This window comes from Pimelobacter simplex (assembly GCF_900114845.1).
Lineage (GTDB): Bacteria > Actinomycetota > Actinomycetes > Propionibacteriales > Nocardioidaceae > Nocardioides > Nocardioides simplex.
This window is the reverse complement of record NZ_FOUK01000004.1, coordinates 608,017-624,195: the sequence shown is the minus strand read 5'-3', so window position 1 is coordinate 624,195 and position 16,179 is coordinate 608,017. Positions and strand designations below refer to the sequence as shown.

Here is a 16,179-nt window from a genome sequence, read left to right as displayed (position 1 = left end):
ATCAGACGGTCTCCGTCGCGGCGGGCTCGGCCGCGCCGTCGTCGATCGCGGACGAGCGCTGCTTCGAGATGTAGACCGCGGCGAAGATGCCCGCGGCCGCGGCGAGCGCGATCAGGATGCGCACGACGTCGTTCTTGTCGTCGCCGTACGACAGGCTGACGATCGCGCCGACGATGAGCAGCGAGACCAGGTTCATCACCTTGAGCAGCGGGTTGATCGCCGGTCCGGCGGTGTCCTTGAACGGGTCGCCGACCGTGTCGCCGGTGACGGTCGCGGCATGGGCCTCGGAGCCCTTGCCGCCGAAATGGCCGTCCTCGACGAGCTTCTTCGCGTTGTCCCAGGCACCACCGGCGTTGGCCAGGAAGACCGCCATCAGCGTGCCGGACGCGATCGCGCCGACCAGGAAGCCGGCCAGCGGACCGACCCCGAGACCGAAGCCGACCGCGATCGGGCTGAGGATGGCGAGGATGCCCGGCGTGGCCAGCTCGCGCAGCGAGTCGCGGGTGACGATGTCGACCACGCGGCCGTACTCCGGGCGACCGGTGCCCTCCATGATCCCGGGGATCTCGCGGAACTGGCGGCGGACCTCGTAGACGACCGCGCCGGCCGCCCGGCCGACGGCGTTGATCGCCAGGCCGGAGAAGAGGAACACCACGCCCGCGCCCAGCAGGGCGCCGACGATCAGCTTGGCGTCGTAGACGAGGAAGTCGTCGTAGAGGACGTCGCCCGCCTCGGCGAACGCGCTCTGCGTGTACGACGCGAACAGCGCGCTCGCGGCGAGCACGGCGGTCGCGATCGCGATGCCCTTGGTGATCGCCTTCGTCGTGTTGCCGACCGCGTCGAGCTCGGTGAGGATCTGGGCCCCCTCCTCGCTCACGTCGCCGGACATCTCCGCGATGCCCTGGGCGTTGTCGGAGACCGGGCCGAAGGTGTCCATCGCGACGATGACGCCGACGGTGGTGAGCAGGCCGCAGCCGGCCAGGGCGACGGCGAACAGCGCGAGGCCCGTCGTACCGCCGGCGAGGAGTGCCGCGCCGAAGACCGCGGCACCGATCACGATCGCGGTGTAGACGGCCGACTCGAGGCCGACCGAGAGGCCGGACAGGATGACGGTCGCGTGCCCGGTGAGCGACGTCCGGGCGACGTCGTTGACCGGCCGGTGCTCGGTGCCGGTGAAGTAGCCGGTCAGGGCGAGGATCGCGGCCGCCAGCACGATGCCGATGGCGACGGCGCCCGCGGCGAACAGCTGGGGCGTGAGGTCGGCGTCCGCGCCGGTACCGAGCTCGCTCCACTCGCTCGGCAGGTAGACGAAGGCGGCGATCGCGCTCGCCACGAGTCCGACGGCGGCCGAGAGGTAGAACGCCCGGTTGATCGTCTGCAGGCCGTTCTCGCCGGCCCGCGGCTTGGTCAGGTAGACGCCCGCGATCGCGGACAGCGCGCCGATCGCCGGGACGATGAGCGGGAACACCAGGCCCTTGTCGCCGAACGCCTGCGAGCCGAGGATCAGCGCGGCGACCAGCGTGACGGCGTACGACTCGAAGAGGTCGGCCGCCATGCCGGCGCAGTCACCGACGTTGTCGCCCACGTTGTCGGCGATCGTCGCGGCGTTGCGCGGGTCGTCCTCGGGGATGTTCTGCTCGACCTTGCCCACCAGGTCGGCACCGACGTCGGCGGCCTTGGTGAAGATGCCGCCGCCGACCCGCATGAACATCGCCAGCAGCGCGGCACCGAAGCCGAAGCCCTCGAGCACGTTGGGCGCCGTCTCCTGGAAGACCATGACGACGACGCTCGCGCCCAGCAGGCCCAGGCCGACGGTGAACATGCCGACGAAGGCGCCCGTCCGGAAGCCGATGTTCATCGCCGGGTCGCGGCCCTGCTCGTTGGCAGCGGCGGCGACGCGGAGGTTCGCGCGGACGGCGAGGGACATACCGAGGTAGCCGACCGCTCCGGAGAACCCGGCGCCCACGAGGAAGAAGATCGACCGCGAGATCCGCACCCCCCACTCGGACTGCAGCCCCGACGCGCCGTCGGCGGTGTGGGCCGGCAGCGCGAGGAGGACGACGAACGCGATGCCCGCGAAGATCGTCAGGGTCCGGAACTGCCGCGTCAGGTAGGCGTTCGCCCCCTCCTGCACGGCCTGGGCGATCCGCTGCATGTTCGGTGTGCCCTCGCCGGCGCGCAGGACCTCCGATCTGAACAGCACGGCCATTCCCAGGGAACCGAGAGCGATCACGGCCACGATCGCTACCAGGGCGAGGTCGCCCCCGGTGACTTCGACATCGACGACGAACGGACGGGGCATACGACTTGCCTCCTGAGGGAGTTCAGCGACGGGCCGCGGGGACCCAGGTCTGAGATCGTGGGCCGGAGTCTACGCAGGGTGTGGCGCAGAACACATGGACGTTGTGACGCGAGTCACACCGTTCGGGCGTGTCTCAGCGCACCCGGCTGTGCCAGGAACCCATCTGTGCGGCCTCCGCGACGCTCTCCGCGACCTCCTCGAGGTCGTCGCCCAGCAGGCCGACGGTGACCCGCACGTAGGCGCCCTCCCCCGGGAACACCTGGAACGGCGCGCCCGGCATCACGCCGATCCCGAGCGACGCGAGCCGCACGAGCGCGGCGGACTCGTCGCGGACCGGCACCCACACGTTGAGCCCGTCGCGGCCGGTCACCTCGATGTCGTGGCGCCGCAGGACCGCGCAGAACGCCGCCCGCCGCTCGGCGTACGTCGTGCGGGCGGTGGCGACCTGGGCGAGCGCCACCTCGTCGGAGAGCAGCTCCAGCAGGACCCGCTGCAGCAGCCGGCTGCTCCAGCCCTGGCCGAGCTGGCGCAGGCGGGCGATCCCCGCGAGGACCTCGTCGGGACCGGACACCGCCGCCAGCCGCAGGTCCGGGCCGTGGGACTTGCCGAAGCTGCGGACGTGCACCGTCCGCTCGGGCAGGAAGGCCCCCAGGCTGACGTCGGGGGACGTGCTGATCGCGCCCGCCGAGTCGTCCTCGACCACGAGCACCGGGGACGGCGCCGCCGCCAGCACCCGGGCCAGCTCCTCGGCGCGGCCGGGCGTCGTCGAGATCCCCGTCGGGTTGTGCGCCCGCGGCTGGAGGAAGAACGCCCGCGGTCCCTTCGCCAGGGCGGCCTCCAGCTCGGCGGGGACCACGCCTTCGTCGTCGAGACGGACGCCGATCACCCCGACGCCGGCGGCCTCGAAGATGTCGAGCGCCGGCGGGAACTCGGGGTGCTCCACGACCACCGTGTCGCCGTACTGGAGCTGGGAGCGGACCACCAGCTCGACCGCGTCCATCGCGCCGTCGACGATCGCCAGCGAGGACGCCGGAGTCGGCCAGTCCGCGAGGATCCGCTCCTGCAGCGCCGGCAGCACCGGGTCCTCCAGGTAGCTCTCCGCCGCGCCCGCCTTGCTCAGCGCCTGCAGCGCGGTCGTCAACGACGGCAGCAGCGCCATGTCGGGGACGCCCGTGGACAGGTCGAGCGCGAACTGCGCCCGCGGGTCGACCACCCGCCGGATCCGGCCCTCCGCCGGCTGCGCCTGCTCGGCCACGATCGTGCCGTTGCGCCCCGCCGTGCGGATCGCGCCGGCCCGCGCCAGGATCGACCACGCCGCGCTCACCGTGGTCGGCGACAGCGCCAGCTCGCGGGCGACGGTGCGGATCGGCGGCAGCCGCTCCCCGCCGGTCAGCTCGCCGTCGCGCAGCGCCCGCCCGACCGCCGCGGCGAGACCCCGCGCGGTCGGCTCGTCCAGGCGGGCCTCGATGGCCGAGAGCAGCTCACGCACAGCGGCGAGCGCTCGGACGTCGTACCGCGGACCGCACGGGCCGCTCAGGCCAGGGCGGCGTCGGCGGAGTCGTGGATGACGAAGACCTTCGCCAGCCCGGTGATCTTGAAGATCTTCAGCAGCCGGTCGGCATTGCAGACCAGCTCGAGCGAGCCGTCGTGGGCGCGGACCTTCTTGAGGCCGCCGACCAGCACGCCGAGACCGGTGGAGTCGAGGAACTCGACGTCCACCATGTCCACCACCAGGTGGTACGTGCCCGCGGCGACCAGCTCGGTGATCGTGTCGCGCAGCTTCGGAGCCGTGTAGACGTCGATCTCGCCACCCACGGCAACGACGGTGCGCCCACCGACCTCGCGCGTCGACAGTGTCAGATTCACGACCCTCACCCCGGGAGCACTCACTTACGTATGCAGTGGCACTCATCAAACCATGTCGACCGCCCGGGCGCACAGTGAGCGCGGAATCCGCGGAACCTGATCACCTCGTTCCGCCGCGGCGTGTTCAGTTGTGTCGGGGGCAGTTGCGACAATCGGAAGCATGACCGCGCAGCCCGATCTCCGCCTCCCGGCCACCGCCGGCCGGCGCGACCCGGGCGCGCTCCTCGACCGGCTCACCGCGCTCCCCGGACGGGCCGAGCGGCTCACCCACCGCCGCGAGGTGCCCGCCCGCGCCGCGGTCCACGCCGACTGGCCGGCCTGGGCCGACCCGGCCGTCGTCGCGGCCTACGAGGCGCGCGGCATCGCCCGGCCCTGGGCCCACCAGGTCGCCGTCGCCGAGGCCGCCCACCGCGGCGAGCACGTCGTCGTCGCCACCGGGACGGCGTCCGGCAAGTCCCTCGCCTACCTGCTCCCCGCCCTGTCCGCGGTCCGCGCCGCCCGCGGCCCCCGCGGCCAGCGCGGCGCCGCCGTGCTCTACCTCGCCCCGACCAAGGCTCTCGCGCACGACCAGTGGTCCTCGCTCCACGACCTCGGGCTCGACGTCCGGGTCGCCACCCACGACGGCGACTCCACTCCCGAGGAGCGGGAGTGGACCCGCGACCACGCCGAGTACGTCCTCTCCAACCCCGACATGCTCCACCGCTCCCTGCTGCCCGGGCACGAGCGCTGGACCCAGTTCTTCCGCTCGCTGCGCTACGTCGTCATCGACGAGTGCCACCACTACCGCGGCGTGTTCGGCGCCCACGTCGCCCAGATCGTGCGCCGGCTGCGGCGGGTCTGCGCGGCCTACGGCGCCTCCCCCACCTTCATGCTCGCCTCCGCCACGGTCGCCGACCCCGACCTGACCGCGCGCCGGATGACCGGCCTCGACGTCACCGCCGTCACTGCCGACGGGTCGCCCCGAGGCGCGCTCCAGGTGGGGCTGTGGGAGCCGCCCCTCACGTCGTACCAGGGCGAGAACGGGGCGCCGGTCCGCCGTCCCGCCACCGCCGAGACCGCCGACCTCCTCGCCGACCTCGTCGTCGACGACGTCCGGACCCTCGCCTTCGTCCGCTCCCGCCACGGCGTCGAGACCGTCGCCCAGCGCGCCGGCGAGCTCGTCGCCGAGGTCGACCCCTCGCTGGCAGGACGGGTCGACTCCTACCGCGGCGGCTATCTCCCCGAGGAGCGCCGGGCGCTCGAGGACGACCTCCGCAGCGGCCGCCTCCTCGGCATGGCCGCGACCAACGCCCTCGAGCTCGGCATCGACGTCAGCGGCCTCGACGCCGTCCTCGTCACCGGCTACCCCGGCACCCGGGCGGCCTTCTGGCAGCAGGTCGGCCGCGCCGGACGCGACGCCGGCGGCGCCTTGGGCCTCTTCGTCGCCCGCGACGACCCGCTCGACACCTACCTCGTCCACCACCCGGACGCCCTGCTCGGCCGCCCCGTCGAGGGCACCGTCTTCGACACCGACAACCCCTACATCCTCGGCCCCCACCTCTGCGCCGCCGCCCAGGAGCTGCCGGTGACCGTCGCCGACGCCGCCCTCTTCGGCCCCCGCATGCGCGAGGTGCTCGGCTCCCTCGTCGAGCGCGGCCTGCTCCGCCGCCGCGCCGCCGGCTGGTACTGGACCGACCGCTCCCGGGCCGCCGACCTCGCCGACATCCGCTCCGCCGGCGGCGCCCAGGTCCAGCTCGTCGAGGGCGCGACCGGCCGCGTCGTCGGCACCGTCGACGGCGGCCGCGCCCACAGCACCGCCCACACCGGCGCCATCTACCTCCACCGCGGCCAGACCTGGCGTGTCGACGAGCTCGACCTCGACGACCGGGTCGCCACCCTGACCCGGGTCGCCGTCGACCACACCACCACCGCCCGCGACATCACCGACATCCGGATCGTCGACGAGCGCGAGCACGTCGCCTGGGGCCCGTGCCAGGTCTCCTTCGGCACCGTCGAGGTGACCAACCAGGTCACGTCGTACCTCCGCCGCCGGCTCCGCACCGGCGAGGTCATCGACGAGACTCCCCTCGACCTGCCCGCGCGCACCCTCTCCACCGCGGCCGTCTGGTGGACCGTCCCCGACGAGGTCGTCACCCGGATGCTCGCCACCACCGGCCTCGACCTCGCCGACCTCCCTGGCGCCGCCCACGCCGCCGAGCACTGCTCGATCGGCCTCCTTCCTCTCTTCGCGACCTGCGACCGCTGGGACATCGGCGGCGTCTCCACCGCCCGCCACCCCGACACCGGCGTCCTCACCGTCTTCGTGCACGACGGCCACCCCGGCGGTGCCGGCTTCGCCGAGCGCGGCTACCGGACCGCCGCCACCTGGCTCCGCGCCACCCGCGCCACCATCGCCTCCTGCGAGTGCGCCAGCGGCTGCCCCTCGTGCATCCAGTCACCCAAGTGCGGCAACGGCAACGACCCGCTCGACAAGGCCGGCGCCGTGGCCCTGCTCGACGCGTTGCTCACCGACGCACCCCCCGACGTGGCGTAGCCTGCCGCCATGCTCCTGCTCGGACTGGTCGTACTGGTGCTCGGAGTGCTCGGGCTCGTTCTCAGCTTCTTCGGCGCCAGCATCGACTACAACCATCGTTCGGCGGAGATCCTCAACATGGACGTCGCCCCCCGCACCCTGGTGCTCTGGGGCGCGGTCTCCATGCTGCTCACCGTCCTCGGGCTCTGGATGATGAAGGGCGGCATGAAGCAGTCCTGGAAGCGGCGCAAGGAGCACAAGCGGCTCGCCGAGCTGTCGGAGAAGCTGGACGAGGCGGACCTCGAGCGGCGCGACCGGGACCGGCGCGACGACGGGGACGTCTGAGCCCGAGTCTGACGGCTGGTCTGCTCGCGACGGGTGTCACGGCGGGCACCTGAGTCGGCGCCCGAGCTGGCGCCCGAGCTGGCGCCCGAGCTGGCGCCGGGGCTGGGTCGGGGCCAGCGCGAGCTGAGGCGGTGAGGTCGCCCTCCTGGCCGAGCCAGCGCGGTCCCTGGACGACCACCGTGACGACGACGTCTGGTCCGTCGCGGCGGCAGGACCGGAGGGTGGCGTCGTTGGCGGTCGCGACCCGGGCGGCCGTCGTACAGGGGTCGCGGCCGGGATGAGCCGCGGCGGCGAGCGCGGCGAGATCCGCTGCCGCCTGGGCCCTCCGGTGGTCGACGACGATCGCGCCGACCACGCCCGTCGCGGCGCCGACGAGCAGCAGCACCCCTGCCATCGCCACCGCCAGGACGGTCGCTGCCCCGCGCTCGTCGGTCGGGGTGGGTGGCGGTGTCCCGCGGCGGCGGTTGCAGCGGTGGCGGCGCCAGGCCAGGCGGGCGCGGAGGACCGTGACGGCTTGGGCGACCCGCCGCCAACGCCAACGCCAACGGGAGCGGGCGCGAGCCCGGGTGGGGGCTCGGCGGGCGATCACGGTCGCTCCTCGGCGGCGGCGATCGCCTCGGCCCGGAGCTCGGCGCCGGGGAGGGACCGGAACAGTCCCCCGGGACCGGCGATCCGGCCGCGGGCGGTGACGACGATCCGGTCGCCGTCCTGAGAGACGGACAGCCGTACCCCGTCAGGGGCGACCTGGCGACCGAGGGCGAGGGCGGCTGCGGAGTCGTCACCGCGGGCGAGGGCGCGGGCGGTCTCGCGGGCAGCGTCGACGGTCCGGATCTGGCCGACGGCGACCGCGAGCAGCCAGACGAGGCCGGCGGTGACGAGCAGCAGGGTCGGGAGGGCCAGCGCCAGCTCCGCGGTCACGGCACCCCGCTGCCGGCCGGTACGTCGGGCGAGCACTCCCCCTCACCCGAGCCCGAGGACCGCGAGGACATGGTCGAAGAGGCTCTTGATGAGCCGGTTGCCGAAGCCTCCGGTGAGCAGCTTGAAGAGGAGCCCGGCGAAACCGGCTCCGGCGGCGGTGGCGACGGCGTACTCGGCGGTCGTGACGCCGCGCTCGTCCCGGCATCGGGGACGGAGACGGGGGCGGGGGTGGGCGCGGGTGGGGTGGCGGGACAGGTGGCGGGAGGGGTGGTGGTTCATGTCGCTCCATTCGTCGGGGCCGCGGGTGCGGCGTGGGAGTGCCGATAGTGCGCGGGGGTGGCGACGGGAGCGGTGGGGGTGAGGCGGGGCTGTGGAGGGGGTGGGCGCCGGGGTGGGGCTGGGGAGGAAAGGGGGTCGGGGATGGGGCAGGAGTGACGGATGTTCAGACGATGGTGGCGGCCAGGGAGACGGCGAGCGGTACGATGCCGAGCAGGAGGAAGGCCGGGAGCAGGCACAGCCCCAGCGGTACGGCGGCCCGTACGCCGACAGCCCGAGCCCGGTCCTCGACCTCGGACCGAGCGTGGGCGGCGAGGTCCGCGGCGAGCCGCTCGACCGCGGCGACGACGGGGGCGCCGGTGCGGTGGGTGCGGGCGAGGGTCCGGCCGAGGGGTGCGAGCTCGGGGTCGTGGGCGAGTCCGGCCCAGACGGCGGCGACGTCGCCGCCGAGGTGGAGGCGGGCGGCCGTGGGTCCGAGCCGGGCCGAGGCCGGACCGGGCAGCGCCCGGCAGACGAGGTCGATCGCGGCGGCCGGGTCGAGGCCGGAGCGGAGGGCCGCGGCGAGGAGGGTCACGACGTGGGGGAGGTCCCGGCGGACCAGTTCGCGCCGGCGCCGGACGGAGGGCGGCTCGACGCGGGTGGCGGCGATCCAGGTGGCAGCGGCCGCGACGAGACCGGCGGGGAGGGCCAGGACGCCGCCGAGGAAAACGGCGGCACCGGCTCCGGCGAGCGCGGCCCAGACCGGGCGGCCGCGGCGGAGCAGTCCGGGCGCGGAGACGGCGATGTCGGAGCCAATGTCGGAGCCGGTGCCGGAGCGGGCAGCGTCGGGCGCCGGCTGACCCGGACGCGAGAGGCGCGGGCGATGCGGGGTGAGCAGGAGGACCGCGCCGGCGAGGCTGCACGCGATCGCGGCTGAGGCTGCGGCGAGGGCGCTCATGCGACCCGGTCCACGTCGCGGGCGAGGGCCTCGATCCAGGCGAGTCCGGCGTACCCGAAGCCGAGGCCCGCGCAGAGGCAGGCGAGACCGGCCGGCTGGGTGAGGAGGAACGTCCAGGGCCCCGAAGCGGCGCCGGCTCCCGCGCCGGCTCCCGCGCCGATGAGGAGCGCGAGGACCGGCAGGGCGGCCAGGAGGCGGGCGGTAGCCCGGGCGGAGGCGAGCTCACCGGCGACGATCCGGCGGGTGTGCTCGGCGGCGCGGAGGTCGGCGGCGACGCGGGCGAGGACGTCGGCCAGACCGTGGCCCGCGCGGTGGGAGACGTACCAGGCGGCCGCGACGACGCGGAGTGCCTCGGCTCCGGGCGGCTCGGCGAGGGCGCGGAGGGCGGCGGGCACGTCGCCGCCGGAGGCCGCCGCGCGGGAGGCGGGAGCGACGTACGGCCACTCGGCCGCGGCGTGGCCGAGGGCGGCGGCAGGTGTCTGGCCGGCGGACAGCTCCGCCTGGAGGACGTCGCAGAGGTCGACGACGCCGCGGCGGAGGTCAGTGGCGGACCGGTCCCGGCGGCGGGCCGCGAGGAGTCGGCCGGCGCCGACGGCAAGCGCGACGGCAAGTCCGGCCAGGACCACGTGGCGTGCGGGCAGCTGGACGACGCCGAACGGCAGTACCAGGGCACCGGCGACCACAACGGGAGCCGGGACCAGGAATGGGAGCGGGAACCCGGGCAGCCACCGCCGCCACCGGCGACGGGAGCGGGAGCGGGGGCCGGGACCAGCGAGGCGGTCGGGCGCCGGCGGCAGCCGCGCGGGCAGAGGCCTCAGCGGCCCCAGCAGCACGGTCGCCGCGGCGAGGAGGAGCGCGGTGAGCAGGACCGGGTCAGCGTGCACCTGCCTCACCCCTCCCGGCTCGCCCTTCACCGTGGAGCACCGCGCGGAGGTCGGCGACCGCCGGGTCCGGCCCGGGCACCGACTGCCCCGAGTCGGTGAAGGTGACGGCGGGGACCGTCCGGACGAGGCCGGTCCGCTCGTCCCGGTCGAGGACGGCGATCTCGCCGAGCCGACGGCGTCCCGAACCCCGGTCGCGGACAACGTGCAGGACGACGTCGAGCGCGGACGCGAGCTGGCTGTGGGTGGCCTCCCGGCCGAGGCCGGCGCTGAGGGCGAGCGCTTCGACCCGGGCCGGTACGTCGGCCGCGGAGTTGGCGTGGAGCGTCCCGCACCCTCCCTCGTGGCCGGTGTTGAGCGCCGCGAGGAGGTCGACGACGGCGGCGTCGCGCACCTCGCCGACGACGAGCCGGTCCGGACGCATCCGCAGGGCCTGGCGGACCAGGTCGCGCAGCAGGACCGCGCCGGCTCCTTCGACGTTCGCGGGCCGCGCCTCGAGGGCGACGACCTGCGGGTGAGCGGGACGCAGCTCGGCGGCGTCCTCGACGACGAGGATGCGCTCGGCCGGGTCGACGGCGGCCAGGAGGGCAGCGAGCAGCGTCGTCTTCCCGGTCCCGGTGCCGCCGGAGACCAGGAAGGCCGCGCGGGCCCGGACGACGGCGCCGACCAGGTCGTGGCCCTCGGCGGTGAGCGCACCGGCCGCCCGGAGCTCGTCCAGCGAGAAGCCACCCCGGCGTGGGATGCGGAGCGAGATCGCGGTGCCGGGCTGCGCCAGCGGCGCGAGGACGGCGTGGCAGCGGGTGCCGTCGGGAAGCCGGACGTCGGCGTACGGCGACGCGTCGTCCAGCCGCCGTCCACCGCTCGCGACGAGGCGCTGGGCGAGGCGCCGGCAGCTCTCCTCGGAGTCGATCCGGACCTCGGTCGGCTCGAGGCCGCGACCGCGGTCGATCCGCACCGGTCCCGGACCGTTGACGAGGACGTCGGTGACGCCCGGCAGGCGCAGGAGCGGTTCGAGCGGCCCGGCACCGACGACGTCGCGACGCAGCATCTCGTAGACCGCGAGCACCGCCGCGTCCCCGACCGGACGCCCCGCGGCCCGCAGGGCCTCGGCGACCCGGTGCGGGCTGAGCGAGCCCGGACCGGCGGTGAGCCGCACACGCGCCTCCTCGACCAGGGCGGCGAGCGCGGGAGCGTCGGCGTCCATCAGGCCACCGCCTCGTCGGTCCGGGCGCGCGCCGGCTCGCCGAGGAGCTGCGCGGCGGCGCGAGCGAGCGGGCCGCGCAGGGAGCGCAGCGGTCCCAGCCCCAGGTCGACCGCCTCGGCCAGCCCGCGCTGGTCACGCATCTGGGCGAGCACCGGCAGTCCCACCGCGCGCGCCACCTCGTCGGGCGCGAACGCCTCGCCGCGCAGCACCACGCCCGGATCGGCGTGGTCGGCGAAGCGCGCCCGCATGCGGGTCGCGCCGGCGACTCCCGTGACGCTCGCGACGGTGACGACGAGCAGCTGGTCGCAGCGCGCGGCCACCTCGTCGACGAGCGGGTCCGGCGAGCGCGGGAGGTCGACGACGACCACCTGGTGCCCGCGCCGCGCGGCCGAGAGGACCTCGCGCACGGCGAACGCCTGGAGCGTCTGCACCCGCTCGTCGACGTACCAGGAGAGGACCCCGAGCCTCCCGCGGCGCGGCAGTGCCTCCCGGAGGGCGCGCGCGGAGAGCCGTCCGGTGGTGCGGCCCAGTGCGTCCCAGCGGAAGCCCTCGCGCCCTTCGAGGCCGAGCATCCGGTCCAGGCCCGGCCCCTGCGGGTCGCAGTCGACGAGAGCCGCCGGGCCGGAGCGCGCCGCCCACTGCCCGAGGGCGCACGCGAGCGTGGTCGCGCCGGCCCCGCCGGTGGCGCCGACGACACCGATCACCCGGCCGCGGTCCGGCTGCTGCTCGGTGAGGTCGGCGAGCAGCTCGACCAGCCACCCCGCGGAGGCGGGCAGCTCGACGACCTGCTCGGCGCCCAGCTGCAGCGTCGTGCGGAAGAGCTCGTCCGGAGCCTCATCGCGGGCGAGGACGAAGACGTGCGGGCGCGTCTCGGGGACCACGCGGGCGAGAGCGTCGGCGAGGTCGGCACCCACGAGCACCAGCGGCGCGCGAGTCCACGTCACGAGCGCGGTCTGCGGGTCGCGAGCGATCGCCGGGGTCACGTCAGCCGCGGCGGCGAGCGGCAGGAGCTCGGCCAGGAGGGTGTCATCAGCGGTCACCACCAAGGGCGGTCCGTCCGTACGACGACGGGCGGTCCGGGAGAGGTTCGAGGGTCGGTTGCGGGTCATGACGACCTTCTCGCCCGGGGCCGACAACCCCACGCCGGCGCGGGTCCCGGCTGTGGAGGAGCACCGCCGCACGGGACGTTGTGGACGACTGGTGGCCGGGCGGGTGACGGGTGAGACCTACGATGGGACCCATGGCCCCCGCGGGTACGCCGCCGACCGCTGCGTTCTTCGACCTCGACAAGACGATCATCGCCAAGTCGAGCGTGCTGGCCTTCAGCAAGCCGTTCCAGGCCGGCGGTCTGATCTCACGGCGAGCGGTCCTGCGCTCGGCCTACGCCCAGTTCGTCTTCATGGTCGGCGGCGCCGACCACGACCAGGTCGAGAAGATGCGGCAGTTCATGTCGCAGCTCTGCGCCGGCTGGGACGTCGCGACGGTCCGCGAGATCGTCGCGGACACGCTGCACAACGTCGTCGACCCCCTGGTGTACGACGAGGCGGTCCGCCTCATCGAAGAGCACCACGCCGCCGGGCGTGACGTCGTCATCGTGTCGACGTCCGGCAGCGAGGTGGTCGAGCCGATCGGCGCCCTCCTCGGCGCCGACCGCGTCGTCGCGACCCGGCTCAAGGTCGAGGACGGCCGCTACACCGGCGAGATCGAGTACTACGCGTACGCCGACGAGAAGGCGACCGCGATCCGGGAGCTCGCCGCGAGCGTCGGCTACGACCTCGACAACAGCTACGGCTACTCCGACTCGGTGACCGACGTCCCGATGCTGGAGGCGGTCGGCCACCCCCACGCCGTCAACCCGGACAAGGAGCTGCGCAAGGTCGCGGCCTCGCGCGGGTGGCCGGTGCTGGTGTTCACCCGGCCGGTGGCGCTGCAGTCCCGGCTGCACCTCCCGCCGCCGAAGCCGACGCTCGCGGCACTCGCGGTCGGCGGTGTCGTCGCCGTCGGTGCCGCGGTCTGGATCGGCGCCCGGCGCCGCACCTTCAGCGCCTGAGGGAGCCGGCTCCCCAACCGGCCACACTCCCCCGGTCGAGAGTAAAAGACAACCCTTGAAGGTGCTCGGGGAGCGGCGTACAAAGGACACCAAGAACAGAAGAGCAACACGTGATCCCGGTACCCACGCGGCGATCCACCCTTCCTAACAGGGCGCTGAAACCCGGAAGATGTCCGGGGCAGCAATTACCGGTGCACGCCTGGTAGCCATGGTTCACGTGTCAGCGGTGGCACCCGAGACGACTACGGCTCGGGTGCCACCTGCATGTCCGGGCTCTTTCGCCCCCCCCGCTACTCGGCGTCGCGCACGAGCGGGCTGGCCTCGGCCGCGGCCGCGTAGGCCTCCGTCGCGTAGAGCAGCCACGCGTGCATGCCCGCCGGACCGCCGATGGACCAGCCGCGCAGGTTCGACTCGTACTGCGGGCGCAGCGCCAGGTGGGCCGCCTCGGGAACAACCAGCGACTTCTCGTCGACGCCCTTCGCGGCCAGCACCAGCCGCTCCGCCGCGCGCGCCACGATGCCGTTGTGGGAGCCGAAGGGCGCCGCGGTCACCAGCTCGGCGTGGACGACGGCCGCGACCGCGAGCGCCGGCGCCTCGGTGGGCGCGGTGACCAGCTCGGCGATGCCGCGCAGCTTGGCCGCGGACTCGCCGTCGCGCGGCCGGCCGAGGAGCTCGTCGGGCAGCGTGCCCCGCGCCGCGAGGGTGTGCATCCGCGCCAGCGCCTGGAGCGGCTGCCGGCGCAGCACCGGGACCAGGGACAGCAGCTCGGTCGCCAGCCGCACCGCATCGGCGGAGATCTCGTCGCCCGCACCCGTGCGCACCTGTGCGAGCGTCGAGCCGGAGCCCTCGAGGACGGCGCTCGCGTGGGCGCCGCGCAGGAGCGACTCGGCGGTCAGGTCCGGTCCGGTCCGGCGCAGGCCGCGGTCACGCAGGAGGACGTCGATGCCGTCGCGGGCGCCGGCGAAGCCGGACGGGACGCCCTCGAGCGAGACGAGCCAGGCATGCGGGTCGGTGGTCACGGCTGCAGCCTAGAAGGGTAGAAAGGTAGATTTGACAGAAGGTAGAGGGTAGACTGCCTGCGGAGGTCGAGATGAGCCTGAACATCAAGAACGAGCGGGTGCACGCGCTCGCCCGCGAGGCGGCGCGGGTGACCGGCAAGACCCAGACGAGTGCGATCGAGGAGGCGTTGGAGTTGCTGCTGAAGAACTACGGGAGCGACCCGGTGGCTGCCGACCGGGAGCGGCGGCTCGACGCGATCCACCGCATCCAGGTGGAGGTGGCCGACCTACCCGCCACAGCCGGGGACGACCGGATCCGCGAGGAGAACGACCTGTACGACCCGGAGACGGGCCTGCCCGCATGATCGTCGACACCTCGGCCCTGATCGCGGTCCTCTTCGCGGAGAAGGAGGCCTCCGACTTCGCCGACCTGATGGCAGCGCAGCCGGCGCGGGTCTCGGCGGCGAACTGGGTCGAGGCGACGATGGTGGCCGACGGGAAGCGGGTCGCCGCGGGCGACCGGCTCGACCGGTTGATGGGCGAGCTCGGCGTCACCATCGAGCCGGTCACCGAGACCCACGCACGGGCGGCCCGGATCGCCTTCCGTCGCTACGGTCGCGGGTCCGGCTCACCGGCCCGGCTCAACTTCGGTGACTGCTTCGCGTACGCGCTGAGCGCCACCTCGGGTGAGCCGCTGCTCTTCAAGGGGGTGGACTTCACGCACACTGACGTCCTGCGCGCCCGCTGAGCGTGCCTCCACGATCCGGGGCCGCGCTCGCCGTACCCTCGGCGGGATGGCTACCGACTCCACTCCCAGCGCAGCGCCCGGCCTGTCCTTCGGGGCCGTGGCGGAGGCGTACGACCGCGGCCGGCCCGGCTACCCGCGGGAGGCGGCGGAGTGGTTGGTCGGCGACGAGCCGCTGACCGTGCTGGAGCTGGGTGCCGGCACCGGCAAGCTCACCGAGCACCTGGTCGCGCTCGGGCACGACGTGCATGCCACCGACCCCGACCCGCGGATGCTCGACCGGCTGGCCCTGCGGCTGCCCGAGCTGCGGGTCTCCCAGACGAGCGCCGAGGAGATCCCGGCCGCCGACGCGACCTTCGACATCGTGGTGGTGGGCGAGGCGTACGAGTGGTTCGACCACGAGAAGGCGCTGCCCGAGATCGCGCGGGTGCTCAAGCGCGGCGGTTCGCTCGCGCTCGTGCGCAACGTGCGCGACGAGCGGATCCCGTGGGTCAAGCGCCTCGGCGGGCTGATCGGGCGCCAGAGCGCCGGTACGGGCGCGGGCGACGAGCTCGAGTCGTCGGTGTACTTCGGACCGGTCGAGGAGATCTCGTTCAAGCAGTGGCAGGTGATCGACCGCTCGTCGGTGCAGGACCTGGTCCGCTCGCTGCCGGACGTGGCCGGGCTGGAGCGCAGCGCGCAGGAGTCGCGCGTGCGCGAGGTGCTGGCGTTCTACGACGACTTCGGCCGCGGCATGGACGGGATGCAGCTGCCCTACGTGACCGAGTGCTACCGGGCGGTCGTGGCCATCCAGCCCAAGACCGTCGCGAAGAACCCGGCGCCGGAGCGGGTGGCTGCTGCCGAGACCGACGGAGCCGACGGCCCCGCCGCCCACGCCGACGCCCGTGCCGCGAGCGCAGAGGCAAGCAGCGACACCGGCAGGGACCCGGTCGGGGCTGACGCGCGCCTGGCCGAGGGCGAGTACATCGGCGAGCCGACCGTCCCGGTCGCGCTGGCGCCCGCCGTCGAGCCGCCGGCCGACGACGACTCGGGCATGCTGCTCATCGACTTCCGCTGACCCGCGGCCGGGCGCCGGCCCGCTCCCGCGCGCGCCCACCTCGAACCCGCAACGCCCGCACCTCGCACCCGCAACCCCCGCACCTCGC

At 74.5% G+C, this 16,179-nt stretch carries 16 protein-coding genes and 1 pseudogene; 6 read left to right on the top strand and 11 right to left on the bottom strand.

What is annotated here, in order from left to right:
- Window position 1: 1 nt before the first annotated feature.
- From BM223_RS19775 to BM223_RS19765, 3 genes are all read right to left on the bottom strand, one after another.
- Window positions 2-2,302 (bottom strand): sodium-translocating pyrophosphatase, encoded by a 2,301-nt coding sequence (locus BM223_RS19775; RefSeq protein WP_038676161.1) that lies wholly within the window; start codon window positions 2,300-2,302, stop codon window positions 2-4.
- A 133-nt stretch (window positions 2,303-2,435) separates the two neighbouring features.
- Window positions 2,436-3,791, bottom strand: coding sequence for an aminotransferase-like domain-containing protein (locus BM223_RS19770; protein WP_038676160.1), 1,356 nt, complete (start codon window positions 3,789-3,791; stop codon window positions 2,436-2,438).
- Window positions 3,792-3,835: 44 nt separating this feature from the next.
- Window positions 3,836-4,168, bottom strand: coding sequence for an STAS domain-containing protein (locus tag BM223_RS19765; protein WP_038676158.1), 333 nt, complete (start codon window positions 4,166-4,168; stop codon window positions 3,836-3,838).
- Window positions 4,169-4,328: 160 nt separating this feature from the next.
- On the opposite strand from BM223_RS19765, the gene BM223_RS19760 reads away from it, so the two are divergent.
- Together BM223_RS19760 and BM223_RS29885 are read left to right on the top strand one after the other, a co-directional pair.
- Window positions 4,329-6,701: a DEAD/DEAH box helicase gene (locus tag BM223_RS19760; RefSeq protein WP_038676156.1), complete on the top strand. Its 2,373-nt coding sequence runs from the start codon at window positions 4,329-4,331 to the stop codon at window positions 6,699-6,701.
- A gap of 9 nt (window positions 6,702-6,710) precedes the next feature.
- Window positions 6,711-7,025 (top strand): hypothetical protein, encoded by a 315-nt coding sequence (locus tag BM223_RS29885; RefSeq protein WP_038676153.1) that lies wholly within the window; start codon window positions 6,711-6,713, stop codon window positions 7,023-7,025.
- 121 nt (window positions 7,026-7,146) lie between these two features.
- Here the strand turns inward: BM223_RS29885 and BM223_RS30110 are convergent.
- From BM223_RS30110 to ssd, 7 genes and pseudogenes are all read right to left on the bottom strand, one after another.
- Window positions 7,147-7,614, bottom strand: a pseudogene (locus BM223_RS30110) (Rv3654c family TadE-like protein); the annotation flags it as partial.
- Window positions 7,611-7,943 (bottom strand): TadE family type IV pilus minor pilin, encoded by a 333-nt coding sequence (locus BM223_RS19750; RefSeq protein ID WP_038676151.1) that lies wholly within the window; start codon window positions 7,941-7,943, stop codon window positions 7,611-7,613. The gene BM223_RS19750 and the pseudogene BM223_RS30110, both read right to left, overlap by 4 nt.
- Window positions 7,944-7,985: 42 nt before the next feature.
- Window positions 7,986-8,222 carry a DUF4244 domain-containing protein gene (locus BM223_RS19745; protein ID WP_075018683.1) on the bottom strand — a complete coding sequence of 79 codons (237 nt, stop codon included), beginning with the start codon at window positions 8,220-8,222 and terminating at the stop codon, window positions 7,986-7,988.
- A gap of 163 nt (window positions 8,223-8,385) precedes the next feature.
- Complete coding sequence (locus BM223_RS19740; RefSeq protein ID WP_052138119.1) at window positions 8,386-9,156, bottom strand: type II secretion system F family protein; 771 nt, start codon at window positions 9,154-9,156, stop codon at window positions 8,386-8,388.
- Complete coding sequence (locus BM223_RS19735) at window positions 9,153-10,040, bottom strand: type II secretion system F family protein (protein WP_038676150.1); 888 nt, start codon at window positions 10,038-10,040, stop codon at window positions 9,153-9,155. The genes BM223_RS19740 and BM223_RS19735 overlap by 4 nt, the downstream gene beginning before the upstream one ends.
- Complete coding sequence (locus BM223_RS19730; RefSeq protein WP_082003503.1) at window positions 10,030-11,241, bottom strand: TadA family conjugal transfer-associated ATPase; 1,212 nt, start codon at window positions 11,239-11,241, stop codon at window positions 10,030-10,032. The genes BM223_RS19735 and BM223_RS19730 overlap by 11 nt, the downstream gene beginning before the upstream one ends.
- Window positions 11,241-12,350, bottom strand: coding sequence for a septum site-determining protein Ssd (gene ssd, locus BM223_RS19725; protein ID WP_075018682.1), 1,110 nt, complete (start codon window positions 12,348-12,350; stop codon window positions 11,241-11,243). Before ssd ends, BM223_RS19730 begins: the two co-directional genes overlap by 1 nt.
- Window positions 12,351-12,481: 131 nt before the next feature.
- Here ssd and BM223_RS19720 point away from each other — a divergent pair, with 131 nt between their 5' ends.
- Complete coding sequence (locus tag BM223_RS19720) at window positions 12,482-13,291, top strand: HAD family hydrolase (RefSeq protein WP_218030689.1); 810 nt, start codon at window positions 12,482-12,484, stop codon at window positions 13,289-13,291.
- 290 nt (window positions 13,292-13,581) lie between these two features.
- Here BM223_RS19720 and BM223_RS19715 read toward each other — a convergent pair whose 3' ends face one another.
- Complete coding sequence (locus tag BM223_RS19715) at window positions 13,582-14,310, bottom strand: hypothetical protein (protein WP_038676146.1); 729 nt, start codon at window positions 14,308-14,310, stop codon at window positions 13,582-13,584.
- A gap of 71 nt (window positions 14,311-14,381) precedes the next feature.
- Here BM223_RS19715 and BM223_RS19710 point away from each other — a divergent pair, with 71 nt between their 5' ends.
- The 3 genes from BM223_RS19710 to BM223_RS19700 are packed head-to-tail and all read left to right on the top strand — an operon-like array spanning window position 14,382 to window position 16,091.
- Window positions 14,382-14,654: a type II toxin-antitoxin system VapB family antitoxin gene (locus BM223_RS19710; protein WP_038676145.1), complete on the top strand. Its 273-nt coding sequence runs from the start codon at window positions 14,382-14,384 to the stop codon at window positions 14,652-14,654.
- Entirely contained in the window at window positions 14,651-15,037 is a 387-nt protein-coding gene (locus tag BM223_RS19705) for a type II toxin-antitoxin system VapC family toxin (RefSeq protein WP_038676143.1), read from the top strand. The genes BM223_RS19710 and BM223_RS19705 overlap by 4 nt, the downstream gene beginning before the upstream one ends.
- Before the next feature lie 46 nt (window positions 15,038-15,083).
- On the top strand, window positions 15,084-16,091 hold the full coding sequence (locus BM223_RS19700; RefSeq protein WP_075018681.1) for a class I SAM-dependent methyltransferase: 1,008 nt from the start codon (window positions 15,084-15,086) through the stop codon (window positions 16,089-16,091).
- Window positions 16,092-16,179: the final 88 nt, after the last annotated feature.